Genomic DNA, 24,338 nt, shown 5'->3' on the forward strand with positions numbered 1-24,338 from the left:
ATCGATTTTTCGCCGCGTCGCTGCTATAGACCATCGCCTAGGGTCGTGAAAAGGCCCGTAAAACGAGTTCCGAAAGGCTTGGTCGCCGGGGGCGGGGCCTGATCGCAGGGGTAAAAGTAACGTGTTTGCAATGACGATCCGCCGCTTTCTCGGCATCTCCCTTCTCGCCATCGTGGCCGGCTGCAACCAGACCGACAAGCCCGCTGATCTCGGCGTTTCCAGCGATACGGCAGGCGCCGGCACGCAGGCCACCGCCAATGCGCAGCAGACGCAGGGCGCCGCCGTGATCCAGGGTGCCTGCCCGCAGGTCTATCTGCGCGACGGCACCTCTGTGCTGCGCCGTTATGCCAAGGGCGCCAAGGACGATCCGTCCAAGCTGCTCTACCAGGTGACGCTCGCCGAAACGACGCGCCGCTGCGTGATCAATGAAAGCCAGCTCGTCATGACGGTCATGGTTCAGGGCCGCATCGTCACCGGCCCGGCCGGCAGCGCCGGCACCTCGGTAAACGTGCCGATCCGCGTCGCCGCCGCCGATGGCGACAACACGCTCTATTCCGATCTCGTGCAGTTCCCGGTCAACATTCCGGCCGAAGGCACGGCGCAGTTCGTCTTCACGAAGGACAATGTCACCATTCCCGGCGGCTCGGGCGGCTTCGTGCGCGCCTTCGTCGGCTTCGACGAAGGTCCGTACAACACGAAATAACGGCCTGAAGGCCATCCAGCAAAAAGGCCGCGGAAGATGCTTCCGCGGCCTTTTCGTTTTCAGCGTTTGAAAAAAGATCAGATCGCTTCCTGCCATTCGGCAAGGGCGGCGATCACTTCGGGCAGGTCGGTCATGCGCGAGATCACGGTCTCGGCGCCGGCCTCCGTCAGCCGGTCGGCATGCGAGGGATAGGTGTGCGAAGCGCCGGTGAAGCCGACGACACGCATGCCGGCCGCACGCGCACCGGCAATGCCATGCACCGAGTCCTCGACGACCAGCGTGCGGGCCGGATTGGCATTGAACTGCTTGGCGCCGTGCAGGAAGATATCCGGCTTCGGCTTGACGCGGTCCGGCCCGAGATCCTTGGCGGAATAGACATAGGGGCCGAAAACCTGCTTCAGGCCGACCTTCGTCAGCATCATGTCGAGGCGGTGCGAAGCCGAGTTCGAGCAGATGCAATAGGGCTTGCGGATGCGCGACAGCATCGACTTGACGCCCTCGATGACCTTCACCTCGGCGGCAAGACGCGCATCGAGCAGCTTTTCCGACTTGTCGAGCAGCGAGGCCGAGAGCGGAATGGCGGCCTCCCGCTCGATCGTCAGCAGGATGTTCTGCCAGGTCATGCCGGCGAAGCGCTCGCCCATTTCCTCTACGCCGATCGGATAGCCGGCCTCCGTCAGAAGCCGGGATTCGACCTCCGCCGCGATAATTTCCGAATCGACCAGAACACCGTCGCAGTCGAAAATGATGAGGTCGAAACCGTCCATGTCGTCGTCTTTCCTTTGGGAGCACCGATACGCCCGGCAAGCGCGGCTTCCCTACACCAAAGGGCCGAAGGCGACAATTGCCAGATTGGCAGGGCTGTCGTGCTGCGACCCTGTGTTGAGGTTCTGCCAGGGTGAGTTGTGTTTTTCCCCTGCCCGCTGTTACCGTGGGAACACGGATGGCGTGGACGCGCCCTATAGTGCAGCCATTGACAGCACCAGTTTTACCAGGAGATCGAAATGGCAAGAGATCCGAATGGCAAGATAACAGGCACCAGCGGCAATGACGTCCTGTGGGGCACCGCGCTCGTTCTGGGTGATGGAACATACGACAATGCCAGCGACATGGACAGCGCAAACCACAAGGGCGCGATCCGCGGCTACGGCGGCAACGACACCATCTTCGGCGATATCTACAAGACTGGAAATGACTATACCGAAGGCGACGTGGCCTATGGTGGTGATGGCGATGACCGCATCTTCGGCGATTGTGGAACCGACGAGCCGAACTGGCAGACCAGCGTTAACGGCGCGTCCGACACGCTTTACGGCGGCAACGGCAATGACAAGATCTACGGGCAGGCCGGCGCCGATCAGCTCTATGGAGACGCCGGCAACGACCTGCTCGTCGGCGGCATCGGTGGCGACACGCTGTATGGCGGTGCCGGCGACGATATTCTCTGGGCCGATATCGAGGGCAAGACCTACACTGCGCAATCGATGAATCGCCTTTTCGGCGGCACGGGCAACGATACGCTGCACGGCGGTGCCGGTGTCGATGAACTCTATGGCGAGGCCGGAACCGACAAGCTCTATGGCGGTGCCGGCAACGACGACATGGAAGGCGGCGACGGCAGCGATTTTCTGTACGGTGGCGCTGGCAACGACATCATGAACGGTGGTGATCTCTACGGTAAGGCCGACGGTGCCGACCGCCTTTACGGTGAGGCCGGCAACGACGACATGAAGGGCGGAGCCGGCAACGACTATCTCTTTGGCGGGGCTGGCAACGACTACTTGGACGGCGGTGTCGGCAACGACTACCTTGATGGCGGCACCGGTGCCGATACGTTCGTCTGCGGTTCCGGCAACGACACCTATGTCATCGACAGCAGGAGCGATGTCTTGCGTTTCGAATATGCCGATTCCGGCATCGATACGGTGAGGTCTTCGGTCAGCTGGACACTGGGCCAGTATCAGGAAAACCTGACGCTGACCGGCACCGCGGCGATTTCCGGTTCAGGCAATGACGTCCGCAACATCATGCGTGGCAACGATGCCGCGAATTCGCTGAGTGGCAAGGGCGGCAACGATAGCATTTACGGCGGGGCGGGCCAGGACAAGATTTATGGCGGATTGGGGGCGGACAGCCTGGCCGGTGGCTCGGGCAACGATACCTTCATTTTCAAGTCGATCAAGGAAACGACCGTTGCCGCCAGCGGCCGGGACACGATCTACGATTTCACGAAGGGCGATCGCATCGATCTCTCGGCCATCGACGCCAACACGAAGGTCGCGGACAACCAGGCCTTCACCTTCGTCGCGAACGAGGGCGGTTTCACCGGTAAGGCCGGGCAGCTGATCTACGACAAGCAGGCATCGGATACCTACATCTACGGCGATGTGAACGGCGACAGGACGGCAGATTTCGCGATCCGCCTCGACGATCCCGTGACTCTGCTGAAGGGCGATTTCATCCTGTAATCGGTCTCGCCTTGCAGGCAGATTTGAGGGGCGGCTTTCCGGCCGCCCTTTTCATTTACGGAAACAGCGCCGTGAACCGCTTTTCGCCCTCGGGCGTGAAGCGGATGGCGCGGCTGTCCTTCTCGCGCCTGGCCCAGCCGTCGGCGATGAAACGGGCAAGCAGCGCCTCGCCGAGCGAGCCGGCAAGATGCGAGCGCCGCTCGCTCCAGTCGAGGCAGGTGCGGCAGACCGGGCGGCGCTGGGTTTTCAGCGCGGGCACGTCGATACCGAGCGCCGCGATGCGGGCCTCGCCGTTCTGTGTCAGCCCCGCCTCGTCGCCATCGAGCGTCACGTCGCCATCGGCCACCAGCCGGTCCAGCATGCGCACGCCGAAATCGCCGGCGAGATGGTTGTAGCAGACGCGCGCCTTGCGCAGCGCCGGGTCCTTCGGGCCGGGACGGGTGCGCATGAGGCCGCGATTGGCGGCAAAGCCCATGATGTTTTCGAGAAGCTGGCCGACCTCGTCGTCGGCGAGCGCGAAATAGCGGTGCCGCCCCTGTTTGCGCTGGGCGACGAGACCGCCGGTCTCGAGCTTCGACAGGTGGGAACTGGCCGTCTGCAGCGTGATGCCGGCCGCGCCCGCAAGCTCGGTCGCCGTCAGCGCCTGGCCACCCATCAGGGCTGTCAGCATGTTGGCGCGGGCGGGGTCGCCGATCAGTGCGCCGATCTGGGAAATGTCCGGTCCTTCTTTCATACTTCGATGGTAACCGAAGCATTTGCGCATGACAATGTGGAAGAAGGCGGCATCGTGAAAACAAGGAGACGACGATGATCACCTGCTTCATCCGCTACGAAATCGACCCCTTCCGGAAGGACGCTTTCGCCGCCTATGCGCAGACCTGGGGCCAGGCGATCCCACACTGCGGCGCCGATCTCATAGGCTATTTCGGCCCACATGAGGGCTCGTCCACCACGGCCTACGGCGTCTACAACATCGAAAGCCTTGCCGCATATGAGGCCTATCGCGCCCGGCTCGCCGCCGATCCGTTCGGGCGGGAGAACTACGACTTCGCCCGCAGGGAGCGCTTCATCCTGAAGGAGGACCGTATCTTCCTGAAGAACGTCTCGCTGCCGCACGCGCCGAGGATTGCGCCATGATCGCCGTGATCTTCGAAGTGGTGCCCGCACCCGGCCGCATGGATCTCTATCTCGATACGGCCCGCGACCTGCGCCCGCTGCTCGACGGCATCGACGGTTTCCTGTCCATCGAGCGCTTCCGCAGCCTCACCGATCCCACCCGTCTTCTCTCGCTCTCCTTCTGGCGCGACGAGACGGCGGTGAAGGCCTGGCGCGCCACCGAAGAACACCGCGCCGCCCAGTCCCTCGGCCGCAACGGCGTATTCGACGCCTACCGACTGCGCATTGCGAGCGTGGTGAGGGATTACGGGCTGAACGACAGGGACGGGGCGCCGGAGGATAGCCGGAGCTTTCATGCGGCGTAGCTGTCCCGCCCCGACGGTATGATCCCGTTGGTTTCGGGAGAGGACGGCGCACTCTCTGCTTCAGGGAATGTGCCTCCTCCTCTCCACGTCATCCTCGGCTCAAGGCCGAGAATGACGGCAGAGGGGAGGAGGCTTTCCGCCTTCTATCGCATTACTGCACCGTGATCTCGGCCCGCTCCCCGGCCTTGACCGTCGCTTTGCCCTCCTTCGGCGCCGTGTCGCCCTCATACTTCACGCGCACCACATAGTCGCCGGGTGGCAGCGTGTCCTGCCATTCGGTGCCGTAATTGTAGGACATCGATTTCTGGTTGCCCTGGATGTCCTTGGTGGCGCTGAGGATTTCGATGAAGTTGCCGCCGGGCGCCGATATTGCCAGCACGCCGGCATTGAGATTGACGACGACCTCCTTCATCTCGCCAGCCTTGAGGCTGATCGGCACCTCGCCGGTTGCCGAGCCGAGCTTTGCCGTCAGCACGAGGTCGCCGGTCGGTACATCGATCTTGGTGCCGGTACCGTAATTGTAGGCGACGCTCTTGCGGGTCCCGTCGATAGCCTTCTTGGCCTCTACGACCTCGAAGAAGACTTCGCCGGAATCGACCGCCGGCCCGCCCTCGGCATAGACGGCCTTGTTGAGCACGGTGCCGGAGCCGATCACGAGGTCGTGCTGGAGCGTCTCGCCTGCCTTGACGGCAATGGTTTCGGAGACCTTGGTCGGGCCGATCGTGCCATTCAACGTCACTTCGCCGGCGGGAACGTACTGTTTCGTCGTGCCGTAGCCGGTCGTGGAATCGCTGCCGAAGACGATCTGGACCGCCGCTTCGCCGTCGCCTTCCGTGTCCTGCGGCGTGCGCTTCGGCGTGACGACGAGGAGGCCGGCGTCGAAATTGACGAAGGGTTTTGCGATCTCGCCATCCTTCACCTCGAAGGCCACCTCGCGCGTGATCGCGCTCTGTAAGGCGACCACGGCGATATATTTGCCCGGCGGATAGGTGCCCGAGTAGGCGCCCTTGTACATCGTGTCGATGCTGTCGCCCTCCGGCTTGCCGTCGGCCCCGGCCTTGTAGATCAGCCAGTGCACGTCGTTGTTGTCGCCGAGCGAGGGGCCGCCTTCGGAAAGCACGCTGTCCGTCTGCGTGTTGAATTCAGGCTGCGGCTCCGGCTCGGCGACCGCCACCTCTTCCTGCTTGGGTTTGGCCATCGGCGCCTCCGCCACCGTTTCCGTCAGGGCGGCGACGAGCTGGGCGGCGTCGGAGGCTTGGAAATATTTGCCGCCAGTGTTTTCGGCAAGGCAAGCCACCTGCTTGCCTTCCTCCTCCGTCAGGCCGAAGCCGACGACATGGGTGGTGAAATCGACTCCCTTCTTCTCCAGCGCGGAGGCGAGCGCGCAAGGGTCGGCCTCGCAGGTCTCCAGCCCGTCCGTCACCAGCACGACGGTCGCCTTTTCCTCGGTATATTTGAGGATGTCCGCCGCCTGCTCGACGGACTGGCTGAGCGGTGTCTTGCCCTTCGGGTTGATGCCGTTGACGAAGCTGGTGATCGCGCCTTCCGTGCCCGCACCCGGCGGCACCGCAAGCTCGATATCGCTGCACGAGCCTTTTTCCCGATGGCCATAGACCATCAAGCCAAGCTCGGTGCCCACGGGCACCGATTTCAGCACCGTGCCCAAAGTCTCGCGGGCGATGTCGATCTTCGTTCGCCCGTCAATCTGGCCCCACATGGAGCCTGAGGCGTCGAGCACGATCATCGTCTTGTCGGCGGCAATGGTCTCGGTGGCGGCAAGAAGCCCGGCCAGAAGCAGGAAGGCGGCTTTCAGTCGCAAGGCAAGTCCTCCCCGTTTTCCCGCAAACCGGCGGCACCCCGGCATGCTCGGCGCTGTCCTTTCAGAAACGTGCGGGCCGGGGCGGATATTCGCAACGGCTTGAATTCATCGGGAAAGTGCCGGGGCGAAACGGTTTTCGCTTTTTCTCCAAAGCCTTCAGCCTTTGGTAACCATCTTCGGTAACCATAAGCACCACCAAGTTCTGTTCCGAGTCAGCGTATCAGCGAGTATCACATGCCATCTGTTCTTTCGCTTGCAGACGTCTCCCGTTCGCCCCGCAAGAGCGGTTGGCTCGATACGATCATCAAGGGCGATTGCGTTGCGGCGCTCGACGCGCTGCCCGACCAGTCCGTCGACGTCATCTTCGCCGATCCGCCGTACAATCTTCAGCTCGGCGGTGCGCTGCACCGTCCCGACCAGAGCCTCGTCGATGCCTGCGACGACGAGTGGGACCAGTTCGCCTCCTTCCAGGCCTATGATGCCTTCACCCGCGCCTGGCTGCTCGCCTGCCGCCGCGTGCTGAAGCCGTCCGGCACCATCTGGGTCATCGGCTCCTACCACAACATTTTCCGCGTCGGCGCGACCTTGCAGGATCTCAATTTCTGGATCCTCAACGACATCGTCTGGCGCAAGACCAATCCGATGCCGAACTTCAAGGGCCGCCGGTTCCAGAACGCGCACGAGACGATGATCTGGGCGACGCGCGATCCCAAGGCCAAGGGCTACACGTTCAACTACGATGCCATGAAGGCGGCCAATGACGACGTGCAGATGCGCTCGGACTGGCTGTTCCCGATCTGCAGCGGCGGCGAGCGGCTGAAGGGCGACGACGGCAAGAAGGTGCATCCGACGCAGAAGCCCGAAGCGCTGCTCGCCCGCATCCTGATGGCCTCCTCCAAGCCGGGCGATGTGGTGCTTGACCCGTTCTTCGGTTCCGGCACGACGGGAGCGGTGGCCAAGCGCCTCGGCCGCCACTTCGTCGGCATCGAGCGCGAACAGGCCTATATCGATGCCGCCCGCGAGCGCATCGACGCGGTCGAACCGCTCGGCAGCGGCACGCTTTCGGTGATGAGCGGCAAGAAGGCCGAACCGCGCGTCGCCTTCAACACGCTGATCGAAAGCGGCCTGATCGCACCCGGCACGGTGCTGACGGACGCCCGCCGCCGCCACAGCGCCATCGTGCGCGCAGACGGCACGCTCGCTTCGGGCAATGATGCCGGCTCGATCCACCGTATCGGCGCCAAGGTGCAAGGGTTGGACGCCTGCAACGGCTGGACCTTCTGGCACTATGCCGACGGGGCACAGCTGAAGCCGATCGACGACCTGCGCGCCGTCGTGCGCGCCGGAATGGCCGGCATCGAATAGGCCGTCCGAACCTGAAATACCTGTTTCTCCAGCTGCGGCCTCCGGTGTTCCCTGCATCGGGGGCTGTGGCTGTTTTAGCGGCAGGCTGCTTTGTCTTTCGACAAGGTCCCAAACTTCCACGCAGCCGATTCAGGTGATGTTAACCATCAAGCGCTTACTGTGATCCAGCAAATACATCAGGCCAAGCAACGGAAATCGTTGTGAAAAGCCACAGCCGATCAACCGGCTCGGCAGGCAGGATATCGCTTTTCCGGTTTTTGTACCTTCAGTCCCGGAAATGCGAAAACGCCCGGAGCTCCAAAAGCTCCGGGCGTTTCGGTTTTAAGGCGTCCTGTTGAGGATCAGAGCGCGATGCCGTGCGCGGCGAGATCGCTCTTCAGCTTTTCCGGATCGGTGAACAGCACGGCATTCCAGCCGGCCAGCCGCGCGCCCTCGACATTGGCCGGCGCGTCGTCGATGAACAGCGTGTGGGCCGGCGAGAGGCCAAAATCGCGGCTGTGCTTCTCGTAGATCGCGAGATCCGGTTTGATCAGGCCGATCTCGCCCGAGACCGTCACACCGCGCGGCATGTCGAGGAAGGGAAACAGCTTGCGCGCTTCCTTGAACGTATCGGCGGCGAAATTCGTCAGCATGGTGACATCGCGGCCTTCCGCAATCAGCGCTTCCATGATCGCGACGCTCTCGACATAGGCGTGCGAGACCATTTCGTGCCAATATTTGCGGAAGGCGCGGATGTGCTCGACCCGGTCGGGATGCGCCTCGATCAACAGCGCCTCGGCATCCTCCCATTTGCGGCCGCGATCCTGCTCCAGGTTCCAATCGTGCGTGCAGACATTGGTGAAGAACCAGTTGCGCTGGGCATCGTCGGGAATGAGGCGGGTGAACGGGATATGCGGATCGTAATGGATCAGCACCTTGCCGATGTCGAAAACGATGTGGCGAATTTCGATGCTGGTCATGCGGTCCTCGTCTTTTCGAATGCGTCGGGTATGGCCTGTTTTATTGCCTTCTTCATGACGGTCGGCAGCGCCTCGCCGTCGAGCGTCGCCTTCGGCTGCCACCATCCGCCGTCCTTTGCCGTGCCGCGCGGCACGCGCGTGCGATAGACGGTGAGGCGCAGTTCGAAATGCGTGAAGACATGGGTGACGGTGCCGGTGGGGTGCCAGTCGGCCGGGAAGGGGGCGGCGTCGCTGCCGGTCGCGCCATCCACGCGCGCCGTCCAGGCGCTGCCGGGCACTTCCGTCATGCCGCCGAGCAGGCCGCTCTCGATGCGCTTGCGCAGAAACACCGCGCCGTCCTCATCTTGAGCCACGAAGGCAGCCCCCAGCCGCACCGGCTTTTCCTTCTTCGCCGCCTTGCGCGGAAAAAGCTCGGGATCGTCGCGGCCGAGCACGCGACAGTCCGCATTGAGCGGACAGAGCGCGCAGGCGGGCCGGCGCGGCGTGCAGATCGTGGCACCGAGATCCATCATCGCCTGGGCGAAATCGCCCGGCCGGTCCTCCGGCGTCATGGCGGCGACCAGTGCCCGCATTTCCGGCTTTGCCGCAGGAAGCGGCGTCTCGATGGCATGGAGGCGCGAGATGACGCGCTCGACATTGCCGTCGAGCACCGCGCTTTTGCGGTTGAAGGCGATGGAGGCGATGGCGGCGGCGGTATAGTCACCGATGCCGGGCAGGGCCTTCAGCCCATCTTCCGTATCGGGAAAGACGCCGCCATGCTCGAAGGCGACTGCCTCGGCGCATTTCTTGAGATTGCGCGCGCGGGCATAGTAGCCGAGTCCCGCCCAGGACTTCATCACATCCTCGTTGTCGGCCTCGGCAAGGTCCGTAACCGTTGGCCAGCGCGACGTGAACAGCGCGAAATAGGATTTGACCGCCTGTACCGTCGTCTGCTGCAGCATGACCTCCGACAGCCAGATACGATAGGGATCAGGTCTCACCCCGGCCGCCGCCATCGGCGGGCTGACGCGCCAGGGCAGGTCGCGATGGTGCTTGTCGTACCAGGCGAGGATAAGGTCGGCGGGCGCCATGGTCCGGTGAGCCTGAATCCGATGAACTTGGGTCATGATTTGCCTGAACGGGATCGAAGCGCCTATAACTGGCGGACTGATCCGCGATCTTCAAGTGCTTCGCGGACAAAACAGGAATATTTTCCCTGAGCAGTTTCGCAAAAGTGTGAAGCGGTTTTGCGATCGGAACTGCGTCTGAGAAGACAGGTAAGTCGTGAACAATAACGCCCAGCAAAAGCCGCGCCGCGGCATCGTGCAGATCAGCGAAGTGGCCAATGGCCTCATCGATCCGGTGCTCGCCAAGCGCGCCGGCATCAACACGATGCTGCTCGGCTCGTGGGACGAGATTGCCGGTGCGGAATTTGCCGAATGCACAAGGCCGGAGCGCATCGCCTGGCCGCGCCGCGCCTCCGAAATGGCGGGCGAGGGCGGCGGCTACCAGCCCGGCGTGCTGACCATCGCCTGCGAGGGCGCGCGGGCGCTCTTCCTCAGCCACCAGCAGGGCGAGATCATCCAGCGCATCAACGGCTTCTTCGGCTTTCCGGCGGTCAACCAGATCAAGATCGTGCAGAAACCGGTCAGCATCCAGAGCAACCGCCGCCCGAAGCCGCGCCCGCTGACGGGGGCGGCCGCCCAGCATCTCGATCATCTCGTCGAAGGCATCGAGGGGGACGCGCTGAAGGCGGCGCTGAAGCGGCTCGGCACGGCGGTGCTCGGCCGGCGCAAATGAAGCGTCAAAGCCCGCGCCCGCAACCATCGAACGGTCACAATTCTTTGAAGTTACTAGCCTTAACTCCGCTTGTTCCCGCCCCAAAGCAGGTATAACGGGAGAGCCGAGAGCAAATCCGGGCACGTGTCGGCATTTTCGCCCGGATTGCGTCAAGATATCTGAATTCCTATCCCTTCCCACAGGAGAGACCATGTCCCTTTCCGAAATGAGCCTGATGAAGCGCCTCTTCTCCGGCGTCGCCGTCGCCGCGCTTGCCGTGACGCTTGCTGCATGCAGCGACGAGAAGAAGGAGACCGCCAAGGCTCCCGAGACCAGCCAGACGACGACGGAAAGCGCAAGCTCGACGCCGGCCACGTCGACGGAAACGAAGACCGAGACCGCCACGACGCCGGCGACCACGACGACGGGCACGAGCACGGCAACCGGTACGGCTGCAACGACCACCACGACGACGACCGAAACCGCCCAGAAGCCCGCCGCCGAAGCCAAGGCTGCCGAAGTTCCGACGTCCGAAGGCGATGTCGACATGGCGGAAGTGCTGAAGCCCGGCGCGCTTCCGGACATGGCGCTCGGCGAGGCGAATGCCCCGGTGACGATCGTCGAATACATGTCGACGACCTGCCCGCACTGCGCGGCCTTCCACAACAACACCTTCGACGCCATCAAGGCGAAGTATGTCGATAGCGGCAAGGTTCGCTTCATCGTGCGCGAATTCCCCTTCGATCCGCGCGCTGCCGCCGCCTTCATGCTGGCGCGCTGCAACCCGCAGGACACGACGAAGCTGACGGAAGCCGCACAGTATTTCCCGATGCTGTCCATGCTGATGAAGCAGCAGGAAACCTGGGCTGCCGCGCAGGATGGCCGCGAAGCGCTGCTGCAGATGTCCAAACTCGCCGGTTTTACACAGGAGAGCTTCCAGGCCTGCTTGACGAACCAGAAGCTTCTGGATGATGTGAACGCGGTACGTGAACGCGGTGCCAAGGATTTCGGCGTCGCGGCGACCCCGACCTTCCTGATCAACGGCAAGCGCTACGCAGGGGACATGTCGGTTGACACCATGTCGGCCCTCATCGACAGCATGCTTTGATCCTTCGACCGGTTTTGAAGCGGGCGACGGCGGAAGCCGTGCGCCCGCTTTTTACTTTGAGGGGCAGGTGAACGCATGAAGTTCACCAAGCTCCGCCTTCTCGGCTTCAAGTCCTTCGTCGAACCCTCAGAATTCGTTATCGAGCGCGGCCTGACCGGCGTCGTCGGGCCGAACGGCTGCGGCAAGTCGAACCTCGTCGAGGCGCTGCGCTGGGTGATGGGGGAGAACTCCTACAAGAACATGCGCGCGTCCGGCATGGACGACGTCATCTTCTCCGGCTCCGGCAATCGCCCCGCCCGCAACACCGCCGAAGTCGGCCTCTATCTCGACAATTCCGACCGCACCGCGCCCGCCGCCTTCAACGATCAGGACGAGATCCAGGTCACGCGCCGCATCGAGCGCGAAAACGGCTCGGTCTATCGCATCAACGGCAAGGAGGCGCGCGCCAAGGATGTGCAGCTGCTCTTCGCCGATGCCTCCACCGGTGCGCGCTCGCCCTCCATGGTCGGGCAGGGCCGTATCGGCGAACTCATTCAGGCGAAACCCCAGGCGCGCCGCCAGCTGCTCGAAGAGGCGGCCGGCATTTCCGGCCTGCATTCGCGCCGCCACGAGGCGGAGCTGCGCCTGCGCGCCGCCGAAACCAATCTGGAGCGGCTGGAAGACGTCACCTCGCAGCTTGAAAGCCAGATCGAGAGCCTGAAGCGACAGTCGCGCCAGGCCAACCGCTTCAAGATGCTCTCGGCCGATATCCGCCGCCACGAGGCGATGCTTTTGCATATCCGCTGGGTGCAGGCCAAGGAGGCCGAGGGCGAGGCGGAAAGCCAGCTCAACCAGGCGACCTCCATTGTCGCCGAGCGGGCGAATGCCCAGATGCAAGCCGCCAAGGAACAGGCCGTCGCCAGCCTGAAACTGCCGGAACTGCGCGAGAACGAGGCGAAACTCGCCGCCGTGCTGCAACGCCTGCAGATCGCCCGCACGCAGCTGGAGGAGGACGCCGCCCGGCTGTTGCGCCGCCGCGATGAGCTCGGCCGCCGTTTGGCGCAGCTTGCCGAGGATATCGTCCGCGAAGAGCGCATGGTGGCGGATAATGCCGCCGTGCTGGATCGTCTGACGGCGGAAGAGGAGGAGATCGGCGAAATCCTCGCCGAGGCCGACGAACGCGCCGAAGCCGCCCGCGAGACGATGGACGAGGCCGCCGCAAAGCTCGCGGAAAGCGAAGCGGCTCTTGCCGCCGTCACCGCAGAACGGGCGGAAGCTGCAGCCGTGCGCAACCAGCTGGAAAAGGCGATCCGCGATCTCTCGGAGCGCCATTTCCGTCTCGGCCAGCAACTGGATGCGCAGACGCGCGACCTCGACGAGATGGATGCGCGCATCCATGCGCTGCCCGATCCAGAAGAGCGCCGCGCCGCCGTACAGCTTGCTGAAGAGGCCCTGGAGGCGGCCGGTGAGATGCTGGTCGCCGTGGAGGAGGCGCTGGAGGAGGCGCGCTTTGCCGAGAGCGCGCTCCGCGGCCCCGTCGATACCGCCCGCGCTCGCTTTGCCGGCATCGAGACGGAAGCCCGTACGATCCGGCGCATGCTGGAGGCCGGCGCTGCCGGCGGGGCTTTCGCGCCTGTCGTCGAGCATGTCGATGTCGACCGCGGCTATGAAACCGCACTCGGCGCCGCGCTTGGTGACGATCTCGATTCCCCCGCTGACAGCGATGCGCCCGTGCACTGGCGCCTTTCCGGCGACGCGTCCGGTGATCCCGCTTTGCCATCCGGCGTCACCGCCCTGATCACACGCGTCCGGGCACCAGAAGTCCTGCATCGCCGTTTGGCGCAGATCGGCATTGCCGGCAGTGTCGATGCGGCACTGGCTTTGCTGCCGCAGCTGAAGCCCGGCCAACGGCTCGTCACACGCGACGGCGCGGTCTTCCGCTGGGATGGCCATGTCACCGGTGCCGATGCGCCCAGTGCCGCCGCGCTGCGCCTCGAACAGAAGAACCGCCTCGCCGAACTCGAAACAGAGCTGGAAAACGCCCGCGCGGCTCTCTCCGACGCCGAAGCCGATCTCGCCCGCGCCGGCGAGACGATCCGTGCCGAGACGCAGCGCCAGCAGGCCGCCCGCGAAACGCAGCGTGCCGCCACCCGCACGCTTGCCGAGGCCCGCGACGCGCTGGAAGCCGCCGAGCGCGCCGCCGGCGATCTCATCCGCCGCCGCGCCGTGCTTGCGGAAACGCGCGCGCAGATCGAGGCGCAGGTGGACGAGGCTGCGACCTCGCTCGAGGATGCGCGCGGCGCGTTGGAGGACGCCCCCGATCTCGCCGATCTGGATCTTCGCCTGCGCACCCATACGATGGATGTCGCCACCGACCGCGCGACGCTTGCCGAGGCCCGCGCCGCCCATGACGGCCTCGCCCGCGAAATGGCCGACCGCAAGCGCCGCCTGATGGCGATTGCCGCCGAGCGCGAGACGTGGAAGACCCGCGCCATGAGCGCCGAAAACCACATCGCGACCCTGCGCGACCGCGAGGTGGAAGCGCGCGAGGAAATGGAGGAGCTGGCCGAAGCCCCCGACGAAATCGAGGACAAGCGCCGCGAGCTCCTGACCGGCCTTACCAACGCCGAGGCCGCGCGCCGCGAAGCCGCGGATGCCTTGCAGGAGGCCGAAAACCGCCAGCGCGAGGCCGACCGCATCGCCGCCACCGCGCTTTCGCAACTCGCCGAGTCCCGCGAGATCCGGGGCCGTGCGGAAGAGCGCCTTGTGTCCGCCCGCGAGCGCCGCGTCGAGGGCGAGGCGCGCATCCGCGAGGCCCTGTCCTGCGCGCCGCACGAGGCATTGCGCCTCACCGGCCATCCCGCCGATGCGCCGCTGCCCGATCCGCGCGAGCGCGAACGCGAACTCGACCGGCTGAAGATCGAGCGCGAGCGGCTGGGCGCGGTGAACCTGCGCGCCGAGGAGGAGCAGAAGGAACTGACGGAAAAGCTCGATGCCCTCGTCGCCGAACGCGAGGATATCATCGAGGCGATCCGCAAGCTGCGCTCGGCCATCCAGAGCCTCAATCGCGAGGGCCGCGAGCGGCTGCTCGCCGCCTTCGACGTGGTCAACGTGCAGTTCCAGCGCCTGTTCACCCACCTGTTCGGCGGCGGCACGGCGGAATTGCAGTTGATCGAGAGCGACGATCCGCTCGATGCCGGTCTCGAAATCCTCGCCCGCCCGCCCGGCAAGAAGCCGCAGACCATGACGCTGCTCTCGGGCGGCGAGCAGGCGCTGACCGCCATGGCGCTGATTTTCGCCGTCTTCCTCACCAACCCGGCGCCGATCTGCGTGCTGGACGAGGTGGACGCGCCGCTCGACGACCACAATGTCGAGCGCTACTGCAATCTGATGGACGAGATGGCCGCCTCCACCGAGACCCGCTTCGTCATCATCACCCATAATCCTATCACCATGGCGCGCATGAACCGCCTCTTCGGCGTCACAATGGCCGAGCAGGGCGTCTCGCAACTGGTATCGGTAGACCTCCAGACGGCCGAGCAGCTGCGCGAAGCCTCCTGACGGGAACAAAACCTCGCCCGATGCATTGATAAGCGCCCGCGCGGTCTTGCCGGCGGGACATTGCAATTGGGGAATTAATCGTGAGCAGAGACGCACTTTACATGGTCATCGGCGCCCTCATCGTCGTGGTGGCCGGGTTTTCCTATTATGCCTATCAGCAGGAAAAGAAGCCTGACGGGGTCGAGATTCGGGTGGATGAGAAGGGGCTTTCAATCGAGGGGAATTGACGGTGACGGCCGCCGTTGGCCGTCTACCTATATCGCCTTCCCATAATATTGCACCGCCGTCGCAATTTTGACGCAGTGCAGCAAAATTCCTATCGTGCCGCGTTTTCAACGGGATGGAGTTCCTGTAGATTGAAAAAACGCATTTGGGGAGGCGTCGATGGAGAAGTGGGTCTATACCTTTGGGGATGGTCGTGCCGAAGGCAGCGCTGCAGACAAGAATCTGCTGGGCGGCAAGGGCGCGAATCTTGCGGAAATGTGCAATCTCGGCCTGCCCGTGCCCCCCGGCCTCACCATCGTCACGACCGCCTGCAATCACTATTACGACAACGGCCGCGCCCTGCCGGCCGGGCTGAAGGAACAGGTTCGCGAGGCGCTGCGCCAGATGGAGGCGATCACCGGCCGCACCTTTGGCGATACCGCCAAGCCGCTGCTGCTGTCCGTGCGCTCCGGTGCGCGCGCCTCCATGCCGGGCATGATGGATACGGTCCTCAACCTCGGCCTCAACGACCGGACCGTCGAGGCGCTCGGCCACGATGCGGGTGATGCCCGCTTCGCCTGGGATAGCTACCGCCGCTTCATCCAGATGTATGGCGATGTCGTCATGGGCCTCGACCATGAGGTCTTCGAGGAAATCCTGGAAGACGAGAAGGGCCGGCTTGGCCATGAGCAGGACACCGAACTTTCCGCCGTCGAGTGGCAGCATGTCATCGCGCGCTACAAGGAGGTCATCCGCGAAGAGCTCGACGAAGAGTTTCCGCAGGATCCGGAAGTCCAGCTCTGGGGCGCCATCGGCGCGGTCTTCGCCAGCTGGATGAATGCGCGCGCCGTCACCTATCGCACGCTGCACAATATTCCCGCCGTCTGGGGCACCGCCGTCAATGTCCAGGCCATGGTCTTCGGCAATCTCGGCAATTCCTCGGCCACGGGCGTCGCCTTCACGCGCAACCCATCGACGGGCGAGAACAAGCTCTACGGCGAATTCCTCGTCAACGCGCAGGGCGAGGATGTCGTGGCCGGCATCCGCACGCCGCAGAACATCACCGAGGAGGCTCGCATCGCCTCGGGCTCCGACCGCCCCTCGCTGGAAAAGCTGATGCCGGAGGCCTTTGCCGAATTCCGCGGCATCTGCGACCGGCTGGAGCAGCACTACCGCGATATGCAGGATCTCGAATTCACCATCGAGCGCGGAAAACTCTGGATGTTGCAAACCCGCTCGGGCAAGCGCACCGCCAAGGCCGCGCTGAAGATCGCCGTCGAAATGGCCGAGGGCGGGCTGATCAGCGAGGGCGAAGCCGTCTCCCGCATCGATCCCGCCTCGCTCGACCAGCTGCTGCATCCGACCATCGATCCGCGCGCCCGCCGCGATGTCATCGGCTCCGGCCTGCCGGCCTCGCCGGGCGCGGCGACCGGCGCCATCGTCTTCACGTCGGAAGATGCCGTTCAAGCGCAGGAAGAGGGCCGCAAGGTCATTCTCGTGCGCATCGAGACGAGCCCGGAAGACATTCACGGCATGCACGCCGCCGAAGGCATCCTGACGACGCGCGGCGGCATGACCAGCCATGCGGCGGTCGTGGCGCGCGGCATGGGCACCCCATGCGTTTCTGGCGCTGGCACGCTGCGTGTCGATCTGCGCAACGAGATGCTGGTGGCGCAGGGCGTGACGCTGAGGAAAGGTGACGTCATCACCATCGACGGCTCGTCCGGCCAGGTGCTGAAGGGCGAAATCCCGATGTTGCAGCCTGAATTGTCTGGCGATTTCGGCCGCATCATGGAATGGGCCGACCGCACGCGCCGCATGAAGGTGCGCACCAATGCCGAAACGCCGGCGGATGCCCGCGCGGCGCGCTCCTTCGGTGCCGAGGGCATCGGCCTCTGCCGCACCGAGCACATGTTCTTCGAGGGCAACCGCATCAATGTGATGCGCGAGATGATCCTCGCCGAGGATGAGGCCGGCCGCCGGGCGTCGCTCGCCAAGCTCCTGCCCATGCAGCGCTCGGATTTCGTCGAGCTGTTCGAGATCATGCACGGCCTGCCGGTGACGATCCGCCTGCTCGACCCCCCGCTGCACGAATTCCTCCCGAAGACGGATGAGGAAATCGCCGAAGTCGCGACGGCGCTTTCCATCGATGAGGCCGTGCTGCGCCACCGTGTGGATACGCTGCATGAATTTAACCCCATGCTCGGCCATCGCGGCTGCCGCCTTGCCATCTCCTATCCCGAGATCGCCGAAATGCAGGCGCGCGCCATATTCGAGGCCGCCGTGGAGGCAGCGAAGACGACCGGGGCTGCCGTCGAGCCCGAGATCATGGTGCCGCTCGTCGGCCTCAAGGCGGAGCTGGATTACGTGAAGGCGCGCATCGAGGCGGTCGCCAAGGCCGTCATCGCCGAAAGCGGCGTGCCGATCACTTATCTCACCGGCACAATGATCGAGCTGCCGCGTGCTGCTCTGCGTGCCCATGTCATCGCCGAATCGGCCGAATTCTTCTCCTTCGGCACCAACGACTTGACGCAGACGACCTTTGGCATCTCGCGCGACGACGCCTCGGCGTTCCTGTCGACTTATATCCAGAAGGGCATCGTCGAGCAGGATCCGTTCGTGCAGCTCGATTTCGATGGCGTGGGCGAACTCATCCGCATCGCCGCCGAGCGCGGCCGCCGCACGCGCAACGACCTGAAGCTCGGCATCTGCGGCGAGCATGGCGGCGACCCGGCCTCGATCCATTTCTGCGAGGATGCAGGGCTCGATTACGTGTCCTGTTCGCCCTTCCGCGTGCCGATCGCAAGGCTGGCGGCCGCGCAGGCCGCGTTCAGCAGCAAGGGCTGATGTGACGGGAGATCAGTGGCGCCGGCCGTGAACATAGATCACGGTCGGCTGGTTCCATAGGAACGGATCCATGCGCGCGGCGCGGAAATCGGCGCGGCGGTCGAGATCGATACGTTGAAGGCATTCCGCGAAGGCATCGGTGTTGGGGCGGAAGCCATAGGCGCGGCACTTGTTTTCATCATTGGCGCGCACTTCCGCCGCCGTCTGGCAGCCGGCGAGGAAAAGCGCGGTCGTGGCAAGTGCGGCAAAGCGAATGAGGGGTTTCGACATGGGAACTCCGGAAACTGCTATGCGGCAGACATAACGCCTGCCGCCCGACAGTGTACAGCGCCCGTGCGATCATCGCATTTTCCTGAGGGGGCCGTCCGCAAGCCGGCCGTCATATCCGTTGCAGCACGTCGACGAAAGCGTCGGCGAAACGCTTGAGGTCCGCAGTCTTCTCGTCGGGATTTTCCACGCGGATGGCCGAACCCTCGGCATCGAGCAAGGCAAACACGACGTTCAAAGTGCCCGCGTCGCCCTTCGGCACGCGGAGCGCCGCAATGCGCACGCAGTCCTCCGCAAGGCCGGAAGCGGGAAGGTCGAAGAGATAATCGCCGCCGAGTTGACTTGCGGCGGTGCGCACGGCCTCGGCAAAACCCGTCTCGTCACCGGAAAAACCGTCGAGCGACAATTCGAGTTCGAGAAGCTCCAGGGGGAGGGCGGGTTCGCCAGCCGTGATGGCGAGCGGTGTGTCGGCGGCAGTCTGCGTCGGCAACATCGTCGTGCTCCTAAACCAAGTCCTGCAAACGGGCGAAACGCTGTTTTGTTCGCCCGCGCTTTTAGAAATTACCCCCGTTTATGAAAACTCGTTAACGAGCGTGGCAAATTTACGGCACGCAAGTTTTTTCGCGGTGCGCGGTCGAAGTGTCTACAGGAGAGCGCGCCGCGGCGGCGGTGGAAAAATCCGTTTTCCTGCGTTAGGGAAGGAAAGCGGCAGCGGTGCCGCGGGCAGAGCGGGTGCGCCATGGCGATCACGATCCAGTACGAACGGCCCGTTTCCCATGCGGCGCATTGGGCGCGGCGGCTTGCGCTGTTTTCCTGTGTGCTGTTCATCGCCATCGTGCTGTCGCATCGTTTTGGCCCGCTCACCACGCCACATTTCCTGGCGCTCGCCGGCTTTGCCGCTGTCATGGCGGGGCTGGCCGTGCTGCTGGCGGCCGTGGGTCTCGCGCGGCTCTGGATGGTCGGTGCGCGCGGCGGCAAGGCGGCCCTGACGGCGCTGCTCTTCTCGCTTTTGCCGCTCGGCATTTCCGGCGCGGCGGCCTATGCCTATTTCTATCGTCCGGCGCTCTATGATGTGACAACCGATACGATTGCCCCGCCGCCCTGGCTGTCGCAGCCAGCCGTCCAGCAGGATTGGCTGCCGCGTGCCGCCACGGTGACTGCGCGCGATCGCGAAGTGCAGCTCGAAGACTACCCCGCTTTGTCCGGGCGGCGCTATGAAGGGGCGCTCGACCGCGTTTACCAAGGCGCACGCAAGGTCGCGACCGCCTATGGCATCATCATCACCAGCGAAGCCGGCCTCGACAATATCCAGGCAGACCTCGAAGACCTCGTTGTAGATCCCAAAAAGGTGGCGAAGAGCCAGGAGGCGCTTGGTGACGTGCCGATCCCCGAGGCCCGCCCGGAGGCGGTTCCGGCCCTGCCGCATATCGGCGGCCCCGGCGATGTGCTGCTGCAGGGCGAATGGCGCTCGCCGATCTTCGGCTTCCGTTTCGATGTGGTTATCCGCCTGCGCGAAGAGGCCGAGACGACGCTGGTCGACATGCGCGCCGCCTCGCGTTACGGGCCGCACGATCTCGGCATCGGCGCCGACCTGGTCGAGGGCTATCTGAAGGCGCTCGACGCCGAACTGCTCGGCATCGCTGGGGATTAAGAGCCCGGCGCCGGGAAATAGAGTCCGTGCAGCGAGGGCGGCCCCTCGGTCACCACCTCGCCGCGGGCGACGAGATCCTCCAGATGCGCCAACACCGAAAGCGCCGCCGCACCGTGCAGCCGCGGATCGGTCTCGCGGTAGATGACCTTCACCATGTCGGCGATCAGCCGGTCGCCCGCCCGGATGCGCTCGCGCACCGCCCGCTCGCGCATGCGCCGATGGGTGCGCAAGCCGCGCAGGAACGAGGCCGGCTCGCTGACCGGTCCGCCATGACCGGGAAAATAAATGCGGTCGTCGCGTTCCAGCAGCCGTTCCAGCGAGGCCATGTAGTCCGCCATGGCGCCATCGGGCGGTGCGACGATGGTCGTCGCCCAGGCCATGACATGGTCGGCGGAAAACACGATGCCATCGGGACCGTCGAGCGCGAAGGCCGCATGGTTGGCCGTGTGGCCGGGCGTGAGCAGCGCCGTCAGCGCCCAGCCGTCGCCCTCCACGCGCTGACCGTGGCCAAGCGCGATATCGGGCACGAAGTCGATGTCGGAACTCTCGGCAAAGGGGTTGCTCTCGCCCTCATGCAGCGGACGCGCCGCCCGGTGCGGCCCCTCGGCGACGATGATCGCACCGGTTTCCGCCTTCAGCCGGCGGGCAAGCGGAGAATGGTCGCGGTGGGTGTGGCTGACGGCGATATGCGTCACCTCCCGGCCGGCAAGCGCGCGCATCAGCGCGGCGAAATGCGCCTCGTCCTCCGGCCCGGGGTCGAGGACGGCGACGGATTTGCCGCCGACGATATAGCTGTTCGTGCCGTGAAAGGTGAAGGGGCTTGGATTGTTGACGGTGAGGCGCTGCACGCCCGGCGCGACAGACACCGCCTCGCCATAGGCCGGCTTGAACTCAAGGTCGAAGCGCGGCGCGTCGTCTTGCGATATATTCGACACGGCGGTCACTTGTATTCGATTTCGATAAAGCTCATCGGCTTGTCGCCGCCATTGACGACATTGTGCGCCACGCCCGCCTCGCGCCGGTAAACCGCGCCGGTCTTCGTATGTACGCGCCGCTCGCCCGTCTCCTCCTCGATCAAGAAGTCGCAATCCGTCATCGGCACGACGACGTAGCCGAGTCCGTGCACGTGATGGCCGGTATCGGCGCCCGGCGCGAAATCCCAGCGCGTGACGCGCACGACGGTATCGTCGAGAAGAACGGTGGGCACGGCTGGTGGACGGGCACGAAACTGGGACATCATGGCTCCTCGTGAGAACGGCGGCGCGCAGGCCCATCGAATAGGCTCGGCCGCCCAGGACGGTCATCGCCCGACCCTACCCGCCGCCAACCCACCTGCCAAGCGCCAAGCGGCATGCATTCCAAGTCGGTGGGGGCGAGAATTATCGCGGAAGAGAGAACTTAACCATTGTCCACCCCCGCGCCCTTTGCTAATCAGGCACCCGCTGTGTTGGGGCGTCGCCAAGCGGTAAGGCACCGGTTTTTGGTACCGGCATTCCCAGGTTCGAATCCTGGCGCCCCAGCCACGCGGCTCGTTTCCAGAGACACAATCGATTTCGATCCGCTTCGCCCGTGCCATGCGGTTTGATGGGCTTCACCACAAATGAATGTCGCTAGGCTGCAAAAGTCGTCGAATCGCATTGATTTCAAGCGAATTCTCCTTCATTCCGGTTGACCATCACCGGCCCCATCCAAGGCCGGGATCACCCCGTCGTTTTTGACATGTCGGATGAAACGCATGACCTCATTGAACCGGCGCAAACAGGAAAGCAGGGACCCGTTCCTGGCGGGGCCGGCGGTTGCGGCGCGGGGGGGAAGCCGCTCTTGGGGCGGGCGACCGAGGGCGTTGCAGCATGTCATTGATGCGATGGGCAATGTGGTCGTATCGCCGGCCTCGCCGCTGATGGCGAATTTCACCGGCTGCAAGGTGATCCACAAGCTGCAGAAGCCGGGCGCCCATGTGACGGCCGCGGGCGATCCCGCCATCAAGGGCGCGCGTCCGGCAAGCTTCGACACGGCGCTGCGCCTTCTCTCCAAGCAGGGCGCCCAGGGGCGGGGGCTCTCCGAGGCGCTTGCCGAGCTGCGGGATGCCATGGTCTGGCATCAGGGACCGGCCGGGCCTTATGCCAGCGTGAATTTCGAGCGCGACCATGCGCATGCCGTGCTGATCGGCGAACATGGCCTGGAGCAGCGCAGCGACGTCCGCATCGGCCTGACCCTGCTTGCGCCCTATACGCGCTTTCCCGATTTCATCCAGCCTTACCCGTCCGTCGTTCTTCCACTGACGGACGGCGAGTTCACGCTTGAAGCCGGCGACTGGAGCCGGCGCCGTCTCGGCACGGCGCTGCACTATCCGGCGGGAGGCCATTTTGCCGTTCGCTCGACAGCCCGGCCGCTGATGATGCTGTGGGCGCATCTTCTGCAAAGCCGCTGACGGCGTTTAAACCAGGCTACCGAGCGGGATGAGCTCCTTCGCTCCCGCGCGCCATTCGTTCCCCTCCCAGTCGCCTAGCCAGCGGTCCACCCGCAGGCCGGCCTCGGCCATCAATGCTTCCAGCTCGGCTTTTTCCGGAAACGCGATGCGCGAGGCGGCCGAGAGGCGCTTGCCCGTCGCCTGGATTTCATAGTGGGTGCCGTAGGTGACGATGCCTGTGGCAGGGTCTTCGCTGACATCGTTCCAGGCAGAGACGGCGCCGAAGCGCGGATGCTCGACGGTGCGCAGCGATTCCTGCGGCCCCCATTCCTCCCATTCGCGGCAGGCGGGATTGCGGCTGTCGAAGAGGAAGCGGCCGCGGGGGGCGAGATGGGCGGCGATGGTGGCGAGCGCCGCGCGGCGGTCCTCCGGCGTCAGGAAGACCTGGAAGGCGTGGCCGGTGAGAAGCACGAGATCGAAGCGGCGGCCAAGCCGCAGCGTGCGTGCATCGCCCTCGATGAATTCCGCCGTGCCCGGTTTGGCCCGTGCGATCTCCAGCATGGCGGGAGCCGGATCGACGCCGACGACCGTGCGCCCCTCCGCCAGCGCCACGGCAAGTTCACCGGTGCCGCAGCCGAGATCGAGCACGCTTGCGGCATCCTTGGCCAGCGACAGGCAATAGGCGAAATCGGGCGAGCGCGACCAGCCGTTTTCGAGATCGTAGAAATCGGCGAGTTCGGGGTCGTGATAGAGACGGTCTTCCTGCATTGTGTCCTCCAAATGAAAAGGCCGCGCGTTTCCGCACGGCCTTGAAAGGGATCGATCGATGCGCCCGTTACTTGGCGGCGTCGAGAACCTTTTCGCAGTGCGATGGGCCGCCCTTCGGATCGGGACGATCGGCGACGGCGCGGATATTGTTGATCTTGTAGCTCTCGCTGACGGTCAGCTCGACCGTGCAGGACTTGCCCTTGGCAAAACCGCCGCGCCACTTGTAGACCGTCGAACCGCCCGAACCCGCGGCATCGGACTGCGGCGGGCCATAGGCCGCGAAGAAGGTGCCAGCGGCCTTGCCGTTCCAGCGGGCCTGCAGCGGATTGGACGCGACGGTGGCGGTGGTGCATCCGGCGAGGGCAAGCGCGACGCCTGCCAGAATTGCAATGCGGGAGTTCATAGTGCCAGTTCCTTGGACTTCGGTGCGGCCGTGTTGGGGCGACTCGAAAACGAGCCTCGATTCGCCATAGCGCAGCCCGTGCAAAAGGGGAATCGCTTGCCGTAAACTTTGTGATTGTCCCCGTCGAACGACTGGAAACCTTGCGGATTTGCAACAGTATGGCGAAAGGACGGCCCTTACGCCTGCTCGAACTCCACCAGCGCGCCGTGGAAATCCTTGGGATGGGCAAAAAGCACCGGCTTGCCGTGGGCGCCGATCTTCGGCGTGCCGTCGCCGAGAATGCGGGCGCCCGTCGCTCGCACCGTATCGGCGACAGCGGCGATGTCGGGCACCTCGAAGCAGAGATGATGGATGCCGCCGGCCGGGTTTTTCTCGAGGAAGGCGGCAATCGGCGAGGCTTCGCCGAGCGGGTGGAGCAGTTCGATCTTTGTGTTGGGCAGTTCGACGAAGACGACAGTGACGCCGTGCTCGGGCAGGTCCTGTGGGGCGGAGACCTTCGCGCCGAGTTCGGCGTAGCGGTTCGCCGCCGCCGCCAGATCGGGCACGGCGATGGCGACGTGGTTGAGCGCTCCGAGCATGGGCTTCTC

At 64.6% G+C, this 24,338-nt stretch carries 24 protein-coding genes and 1 tRNA gene; 13 read left to right on the plus strand and 12 right to left on the minus strand.

The window, feature by feature from the left end:
- Positions 1 to 130 precede the first annotated feature (130 nt).
- Positions 131 to 703, plus strand: a complete 573-nt coding sequence (locus tag D0Y60_RS08655) for a hypothetical protein (RefSeq protein ID WP_117368833.1) — start codon at positions 131 to 133, stop codon at positions 701 to 703.
- A gap of 77 nt (positions 704 to 780) precedes the next feature.
- Here the strand turns inward: D0Y60_RS08655 and D0Y60_RS08660 are convergent, their stop codons facing one another.
- The gene (locus D0Y60_RS08660) at positions 781 to 1,470 is read right to left on the minus strand and encodes an HAD family hydrolase (protein ID WP_117368835.1); all 690 of its coding nucleotides are present in this window, start codon (positions 1,468 to 1,470) and stop codon (positions 781 to 783) included.
- 237 nt (positions 1,471 to 1,707) lie between these two features.
- Here D0Y60_RS08660 and D0Y60_RS08665 point away from each other — a divergent pair, with 237 nt between their 5' ends.
- Positions 1,708 to 3,171, plus strand: a complete 1,464-nt coding sequence (locus D0Y60_RS08665; RefSeq protein WP_117368837.1) for a calcium-binding protein — start codon at positions 1,708 to 1,710, stop codon at positions 3,169 to 3,171.
- Between the two features lie 55 nt (positions 3,172 to 3,226).
- Here the strand turns inward: D0Y60_RS08665 and D0Y60_RS08670 are convergent, their stop codons facing one another.
- Positions 3,227 to 3,904 (minus strand): winged helix-turn-helix domain-containing protein, encoded by a 678-nt coding sequence (locus D0Y60_RS08670; RefSeq protein ID WP_117368839.1) that lies wholly within the window; start codon positions 3,902 to 3,904, stop codon positions 3,227 to 3,229.
- A gap of 74 nt (positions 3,905 to 3,978) precedes the next feature.
- Here D0Y60_RS08670 and D0Y60_RS08675 point away from each other — a divergent pair, with 74 nt between their 5' ends.
- A complete protein-coding gene (locus D0Y60_RS08675; RefSeq protein ID WP_117368842.1) occupies positions 3,979 to 4,308 on the plus strand; it encodes an NIPSNAP family protein in 330 nt (109 codons plus the stop codon).
- Entirely contained in the window at positions 4,305 to 4,652 is a 348-nt protein-coding gene (locus D0Y60_RS08680) for an antibiotic biosynthesis monooxygenase (RefSeq protein ID WP_117368844.1), read from the plus strand. Before D0Y60_RS08675 ends, D0Y60_RS08680 begins: the two co-directional genes overlap by 4 nt.
- Positions 4,653 to 4,803: 151 nt before the next feature.
- Here the strand turns inward: D0Y60_RS08680 and D0Y60_RS08685 are convergent, their stop codons facing one another.
- The gene (locus D0Y60_RS08685; RefSeq protein WP_245409131.1) at positions 4,804 to 6,471 is read right to left on the minus strand and encodes a VWA domain-containing protein; all 1,668 of its coding nucleotides are present in this window, start codon (positions 6,469 to 6,471) and stop codon (positions 4,804 to 4,806) included.
- Positions 6,472 to 6,705: 234 nt separating this feature from the next.
- On the opposite strand from D0Y60_RS08685, the gene D0Y60_RS08690 reads away from it, so the two are divergent.
- Positions 6,706 to 7,836: a site-specific DNA-methyltransferase gene (locus D0Y60_RS08690; protein WP_117368848.1), complete on the plus strand. Its 1,131-nt coding sequence runs from the start codon at positions 6,706 to 6,708 to the stop codon at positions 7,834 to 7,836.
- Positions 7,837 to 8,177: 341 nt separating this feature from the next.
- Here D0Y60_RS08690 and D0Y60_RS08695 read toward each other — a convergent pair whose 3' ends face one another.
- Together D0Y60_RS08695 and mutY are read right to left on the minus strand one after the other, a co-directional pair.
- Positions 8,178 to 8,795 (minus strand): HAD family phosphatase, encoded by a 618-nt coding sequence (locus tag D0Y60_RS08695; protein ID WP_117368850.1) that lies wholly within the window; start codon positions 8,793 to 8,795, stop codon positions 8,178 to 8,180.
- Positions 8,792 to 9,901: an A/G-specific adenine glycosylase gene (gene mutY / locus D0Y60_RS08700; RefSeq protein WP_245409132.1), complete on the minus strand. Its 1,110-nt coding sequence runs from the start codon at positions 9,899 to 9,901 to the stop codon at positions 8,792 to 8,794. Before mutY ends, D0Y60_RS08695 begins: the two co-directional genes overlap by 4 nt.
- A 157-nt stretch (positions 9,902 to 10,058) precedes the next feature.
- Between mutY and D0Y60_RS08705 the strand changes: the two genes are divergently transcribed.
- The 5 genes from D0Y60_RS08705 (at position 10,059) to ppdK (ending at position 18,252) form a co-directional block, all read left to right on the plus strand.
- Positions 10,059 to 10,574 carry a DUF721 domain-containing protein gene (locus tag D0Y60_RS08705; RefSeq protein ID WP_117368854.1) on the plus strand — a complete coding sequence of 172 codons (516 nt, stop codon included), beginning with the start codon at positions 10,059 to 10,061 and terminating at the stop codon, positions 10,572 to 10,574.
- Between the two features lie 190 nt (positions 10,575 to 10,764).
- Positions 10,765 to 11,661 (plus strand): DsbA family protein, encoded by an 897-nt coding sequence (locus tag D0Y60_RS08710; protein WP_117368855.1) that lies wholly within the window; start codon positions 10,765 to 10,767, stop codon positions 11,659 to 11,661.
- A gap of 75 nt (positions 11,662 to 11,736) precedes the next feature.
- Entirely contained in the window at positions 11,737 to 15,201 is a 3,465-nt protein-coding gene (locus D0Y60_RS08715; RefSeq protein WP_117368857.1) for a chromosome segregation SMC family protein, read from the plus strand.
- Between the two features lie 80 nt (positions 15,202 to 15,281).
- On the plus strand, positions 15,282 to 15,428 hold the full coding sequence (locus tag D0Y60_RS24840) for a hypothetical protein (RefSeq protein ID WP_199564129.1): 147 nt from the start codon (positions 15,282 to 15,284) through the stop codon (positions 15,426 to 15,428).
- Positions 15,429 to 15,585: 157 nt separating this feature from the next.
- Positions 15,586 to 18,252, plus strand: coding sequence for a pyruvate, phosphate dikinase (gene ppdK, locus D0Y60_RS08720; RefSeq protein WP_117368859.1), 2,667 nt, complete (start codon positions 15,586 to 15,588; stop codon positions 18,250 to 18,252).
- 12 nt (positions 18,253 to 18,264) lie between these two features.
- On the opposite strand, the gene D0Y60_RS08725 is transcribed toward ppdK, so the two are convergent.
- Together D0Y60_RS08725 and D0Y60_RS08730 are read right to left on the minus strand one after the other, a co-directional pair.
- Positions 18,265 to 18,522, minus strand: a complete 258-nt coding sequence (locus D0Y60_RS08725) for a hypothetical protein (RefSeq protein ID WP_117368861.1) — start codon at positions 18,520 to 18,522, stop codon at positions 18,265 to 18,267.
- 109 nt (positions 18,523 to 18,631) lie between these two features.
- Entirely contained in the window at positions 18,632 to 19,012 is a 381-nt protein-coding gene (locus D0Y60_RS08730; protein WP_117368863.1) for a hypothetical protein, read from the minus strand.
- A 252-nt stretch (positions 19,013 to 19,264) separates the two neighbouring features.
- Here D0Y60_RS08730 and D0Y60_RS08735 point away from each other — a divergent pair, with 252 nt between their 5' ends.
- Complete coding sequence (locus D0Y60_RS08735; protein ID WP_117369687.1) at positions 19,265 to 20,170, plus strand: DUF1499 domain-containing protein; 906 nt, start codon at positions 19,265 to 19,267, stop codon at positions 20,168 to 20,170.
- Here D0Y60_RS08735 and D0Y60_RS08740 read toward each other — a convergent pair.
- Positions 20,167 to 21,096, minus strand: coding sequence for an MBL fold metallo-hydrolase (locus D0Y60_RS08740; RefSeq protein ID WP_117369689.1), 930 nt, complete (start codon positions 21,094 to 21,096; stop codon positions 20,167 to 20,169). The genes D0Y60_RS08735 and D0Y60_RS08740 overlap by 4 nt on opposite strands.
- A gap of 14 nt (positions 21,097 to 21,110) precedes the next feature.
- Positions 21,111 to 21,407, minus strand: coding sequence for a cupin (locus D0Y60_RS08745; RefSeq protein ID WP_117369691.1), 297 nt, complete (start codon positions 21,405 to 21,407; stop codon positions 21,111 to 21,113).
- 211 nt (positions 21,408 to 21,618) lie between these two features.
- Here D0Y60_RS08745 and D0Y60_RS08750 point away from each other — a divergent pair.
- Positions 21,619 to 21,693: transfer RNA gene (locus tag D0Y60_RS08750), tRNA-Gln, on the plus strand.
- 212 nt (positions 21,694 to 21,905) lie between these two features.
- Positions 21,906 to 22,601 carry a dimethylsulfonioproprionate lyase family protein gene (locus D0Y60_RS08755; protein ID WP_158565436.1) on the plus strand — a complete coding sequence of 232 codons (696 nt, stop codon included), beginning with the start codon at positions 21,906 to 21,908 and terminating at the stop codon, positions 22,599 to 22,601.
- A 6-nt stretch (positions 22,602 to 22,607) separates the two neighbouring features.
- Here the strand turns inward: D0Y60_RS08755 and D0Y60_RS08760 are convergent, their stop codons facing one another.
- The 3 genes from D0Y60_RS08760 to mce all read right to left on the minus strand — a co-directional run bounded on the left by D0Y60_RS08760 (position 22,608) and on the right by mce (position 24,329).
- A complete protein-coding gene (locus tag D0Y60_RS08760) occupies positions 22,608 to 23,348 on the minus strand; it encodes a class I SAM-dependent methyltransferase (protein WP_117368867.1) in 741 nt (246 codons plus the stop codon).
- Between the two features lie 67 nt (positions 23,349 to 23,415).
- Positions 23,416 to 23,751: a hypothetical protein gene (locus D0Y60_RS08765; protein WP_117368869.1), complete on the minus strand. Its 336-nt coding sequence runs from the start codon at positions 23,749 to 23,751 to the stop codon at positions 23,416 to 23,418.
- Between the two features lie 176 nt (positions 23,752 to 23,927).
- A complete protein-coding gene (gene mce, locus D0Y60_RS08770) occupies positions 23,928 to 24,329 on the minus strand; it encodes a methylmalonyl-CoA epimerase (RefSeq protein ID WP_117368871.1) in 402 nt (133 codons plus the stop codon).
- Between the last annotated feature and the right edge of the window lie 9 nt (positions 24,330 to 24,338).

Origin of the sequence: Shinella sp. WSJ-2, assembly GCF_003432075.1 — a bacterium.
Lineage (GTDB): Bacteria > Pseudomonadota > Alphaproteobacteria > Rhizobiales > Rhizobiaceae > Shinella.

What these genes read in the sequence shown, in the direction of transcription:
- D0Y60_RS08730 (WP_117368863.1), bottom strand. Translation starts at nt 19,012, where the DNA reads ATGTTGCCGACGCAGACTGCCGCCGACACACCGCTCGCCATCACGGCT.
- D0Y60_RS08725 (WP_117368861.1), bottom strand. Translation starts at nt 18,522, where the DNA reads ATGTCGAAACCCCTCATTCGCTTTGCCGCACTTGCCACGACCGCGCTT.
- D0Y60_RS08660 (WP_117368835.1), bottom strand. Translation starts at nt 1,470, where the DNA reads ATGGACGGTTTCGACCTCATCATTTTCGACTGCGACGGTGTTCTGGTC.
- mutY (WP_245409132.1), bottom strand. Translation starts at nt 9,901, where the DNA reads ATGACCCAAGTTCATCGGATTCAGGCTCACCGGACCATGGCGCCCGCC.
- D0Y60_RS08710 (WP_117368855.1), top strand. Translation starts at nt 10,765, where the DNA reads ATGTCCCTTTCCGAAATGAGCCTGATGAAGCGCCTCTTCTCCGGCGTC.
- D0Y60_RS08755 (WP_158565436.1), top strand. Translation starts at nt 21,906, where the DNA reads ATGACCTCATTGAACCGGCGCAAACAGGAAAGCAGGGACCCGTTCCTG.
- D0Y60_RS08715 (WP_117368857.1), top strand. Translation starts at nt 11,737, where the DNA reads ATGAAGTTCACCAAGCTCCGCCTTCTCGGCTTCAAGTCCTTCGTCGAA.
- D0Y60_RS08690 (WP_117368848.1), top strand. Translation starts at nt 6,706, where the DNA reads ATGCCATCTGTTCTTTCGCTTGCAGACGTCTCCCGTTCGCCCCGCAAG.
- D0Y60_RS08670 (WP_117368839.1), bottom strand. Translation starts at nt 3,904, where the DNA reads ATGAAAGAAGGACCGGACATTTCCCAGATCGGCGCACTGATCGGCGAC.
- D0Y60_RS08675 (WP_117368842.1), top strand. Translation starts at nt 3,979, where the DNA reads ATGATCACCTGCTTCATCCGCTACGAAATCGACCCCTTCCGGAAGGAC.
- D0Y60_RS08655 (WP_117368833.1), top strand. Translation starts at nt 131, where the DNA reads ATGACGATCCGCCGCTTTCTCGGCATCTCCCTTCTCGCCATCGTGGCC.
- ppdK (WP_117368859.1), top strand. Translation starts at nt 15,586, where the DNA reads ATGGAGAAGTGGGTCTATACCTTTGGGGATGGTCGTGCCGAAGGCAGC.
- D0Y60_RS08665 (WP_117368837.1), top strand. Translation starts at nt 1,708, where the DNA reads ATGGCAAGAGATCCGAATGGCAAGATAACAGGCACCAGCGGCAATGAC.
- mce (WP_117368871.1), bottom strand. Translation starts at nt 24,329, where the DNA reads ATGCTCGGAGCGCTCAACCACGTCGCCATCGCCGTGCCCGATCTGGCG.
- D0Y60_RS08745 (WP_117369691.1), bottom strand. Translation starts at nt 21,407, where the DNA reads ATGTCCCAGTTTCGTGCCCGTCCACCAGCCGTGCCCACCGTTCTTCTC.
- D0Y60_RS08680 (WP_117368844.1), top strand. Translation starts at nt 4,305, where the DNA reads ATGATCGCCGTGATCTTCGAAGTGGTGCCCGCACCCGGCCGCATGGAT.
- D0Y60_RS08760 (WP_117368867.1), bottom strand. Translation starts at nt 23,348, where the DNA reads ATGCAGGAAGACCGTCTCTATCACGACCCCGAACTCGCCGATTTCTAC.
- D0Y60_RS08765 (WP_117368869.1), bottom strand. Translation starts at nt 23,751, where the DNA reads ATGAACTCCCGCATTGCAATTCTGGCAGGCGTCGCGCTTGCCCTCGCC.
- D0Y60_RS08695 (WP_117368850.1), bottom strand. Translation starts at nt 8,795, where the DNA reads ATGACCAGCATCGAAATTCGCCACATCGTTTTCGACATCGGCAAGGTG.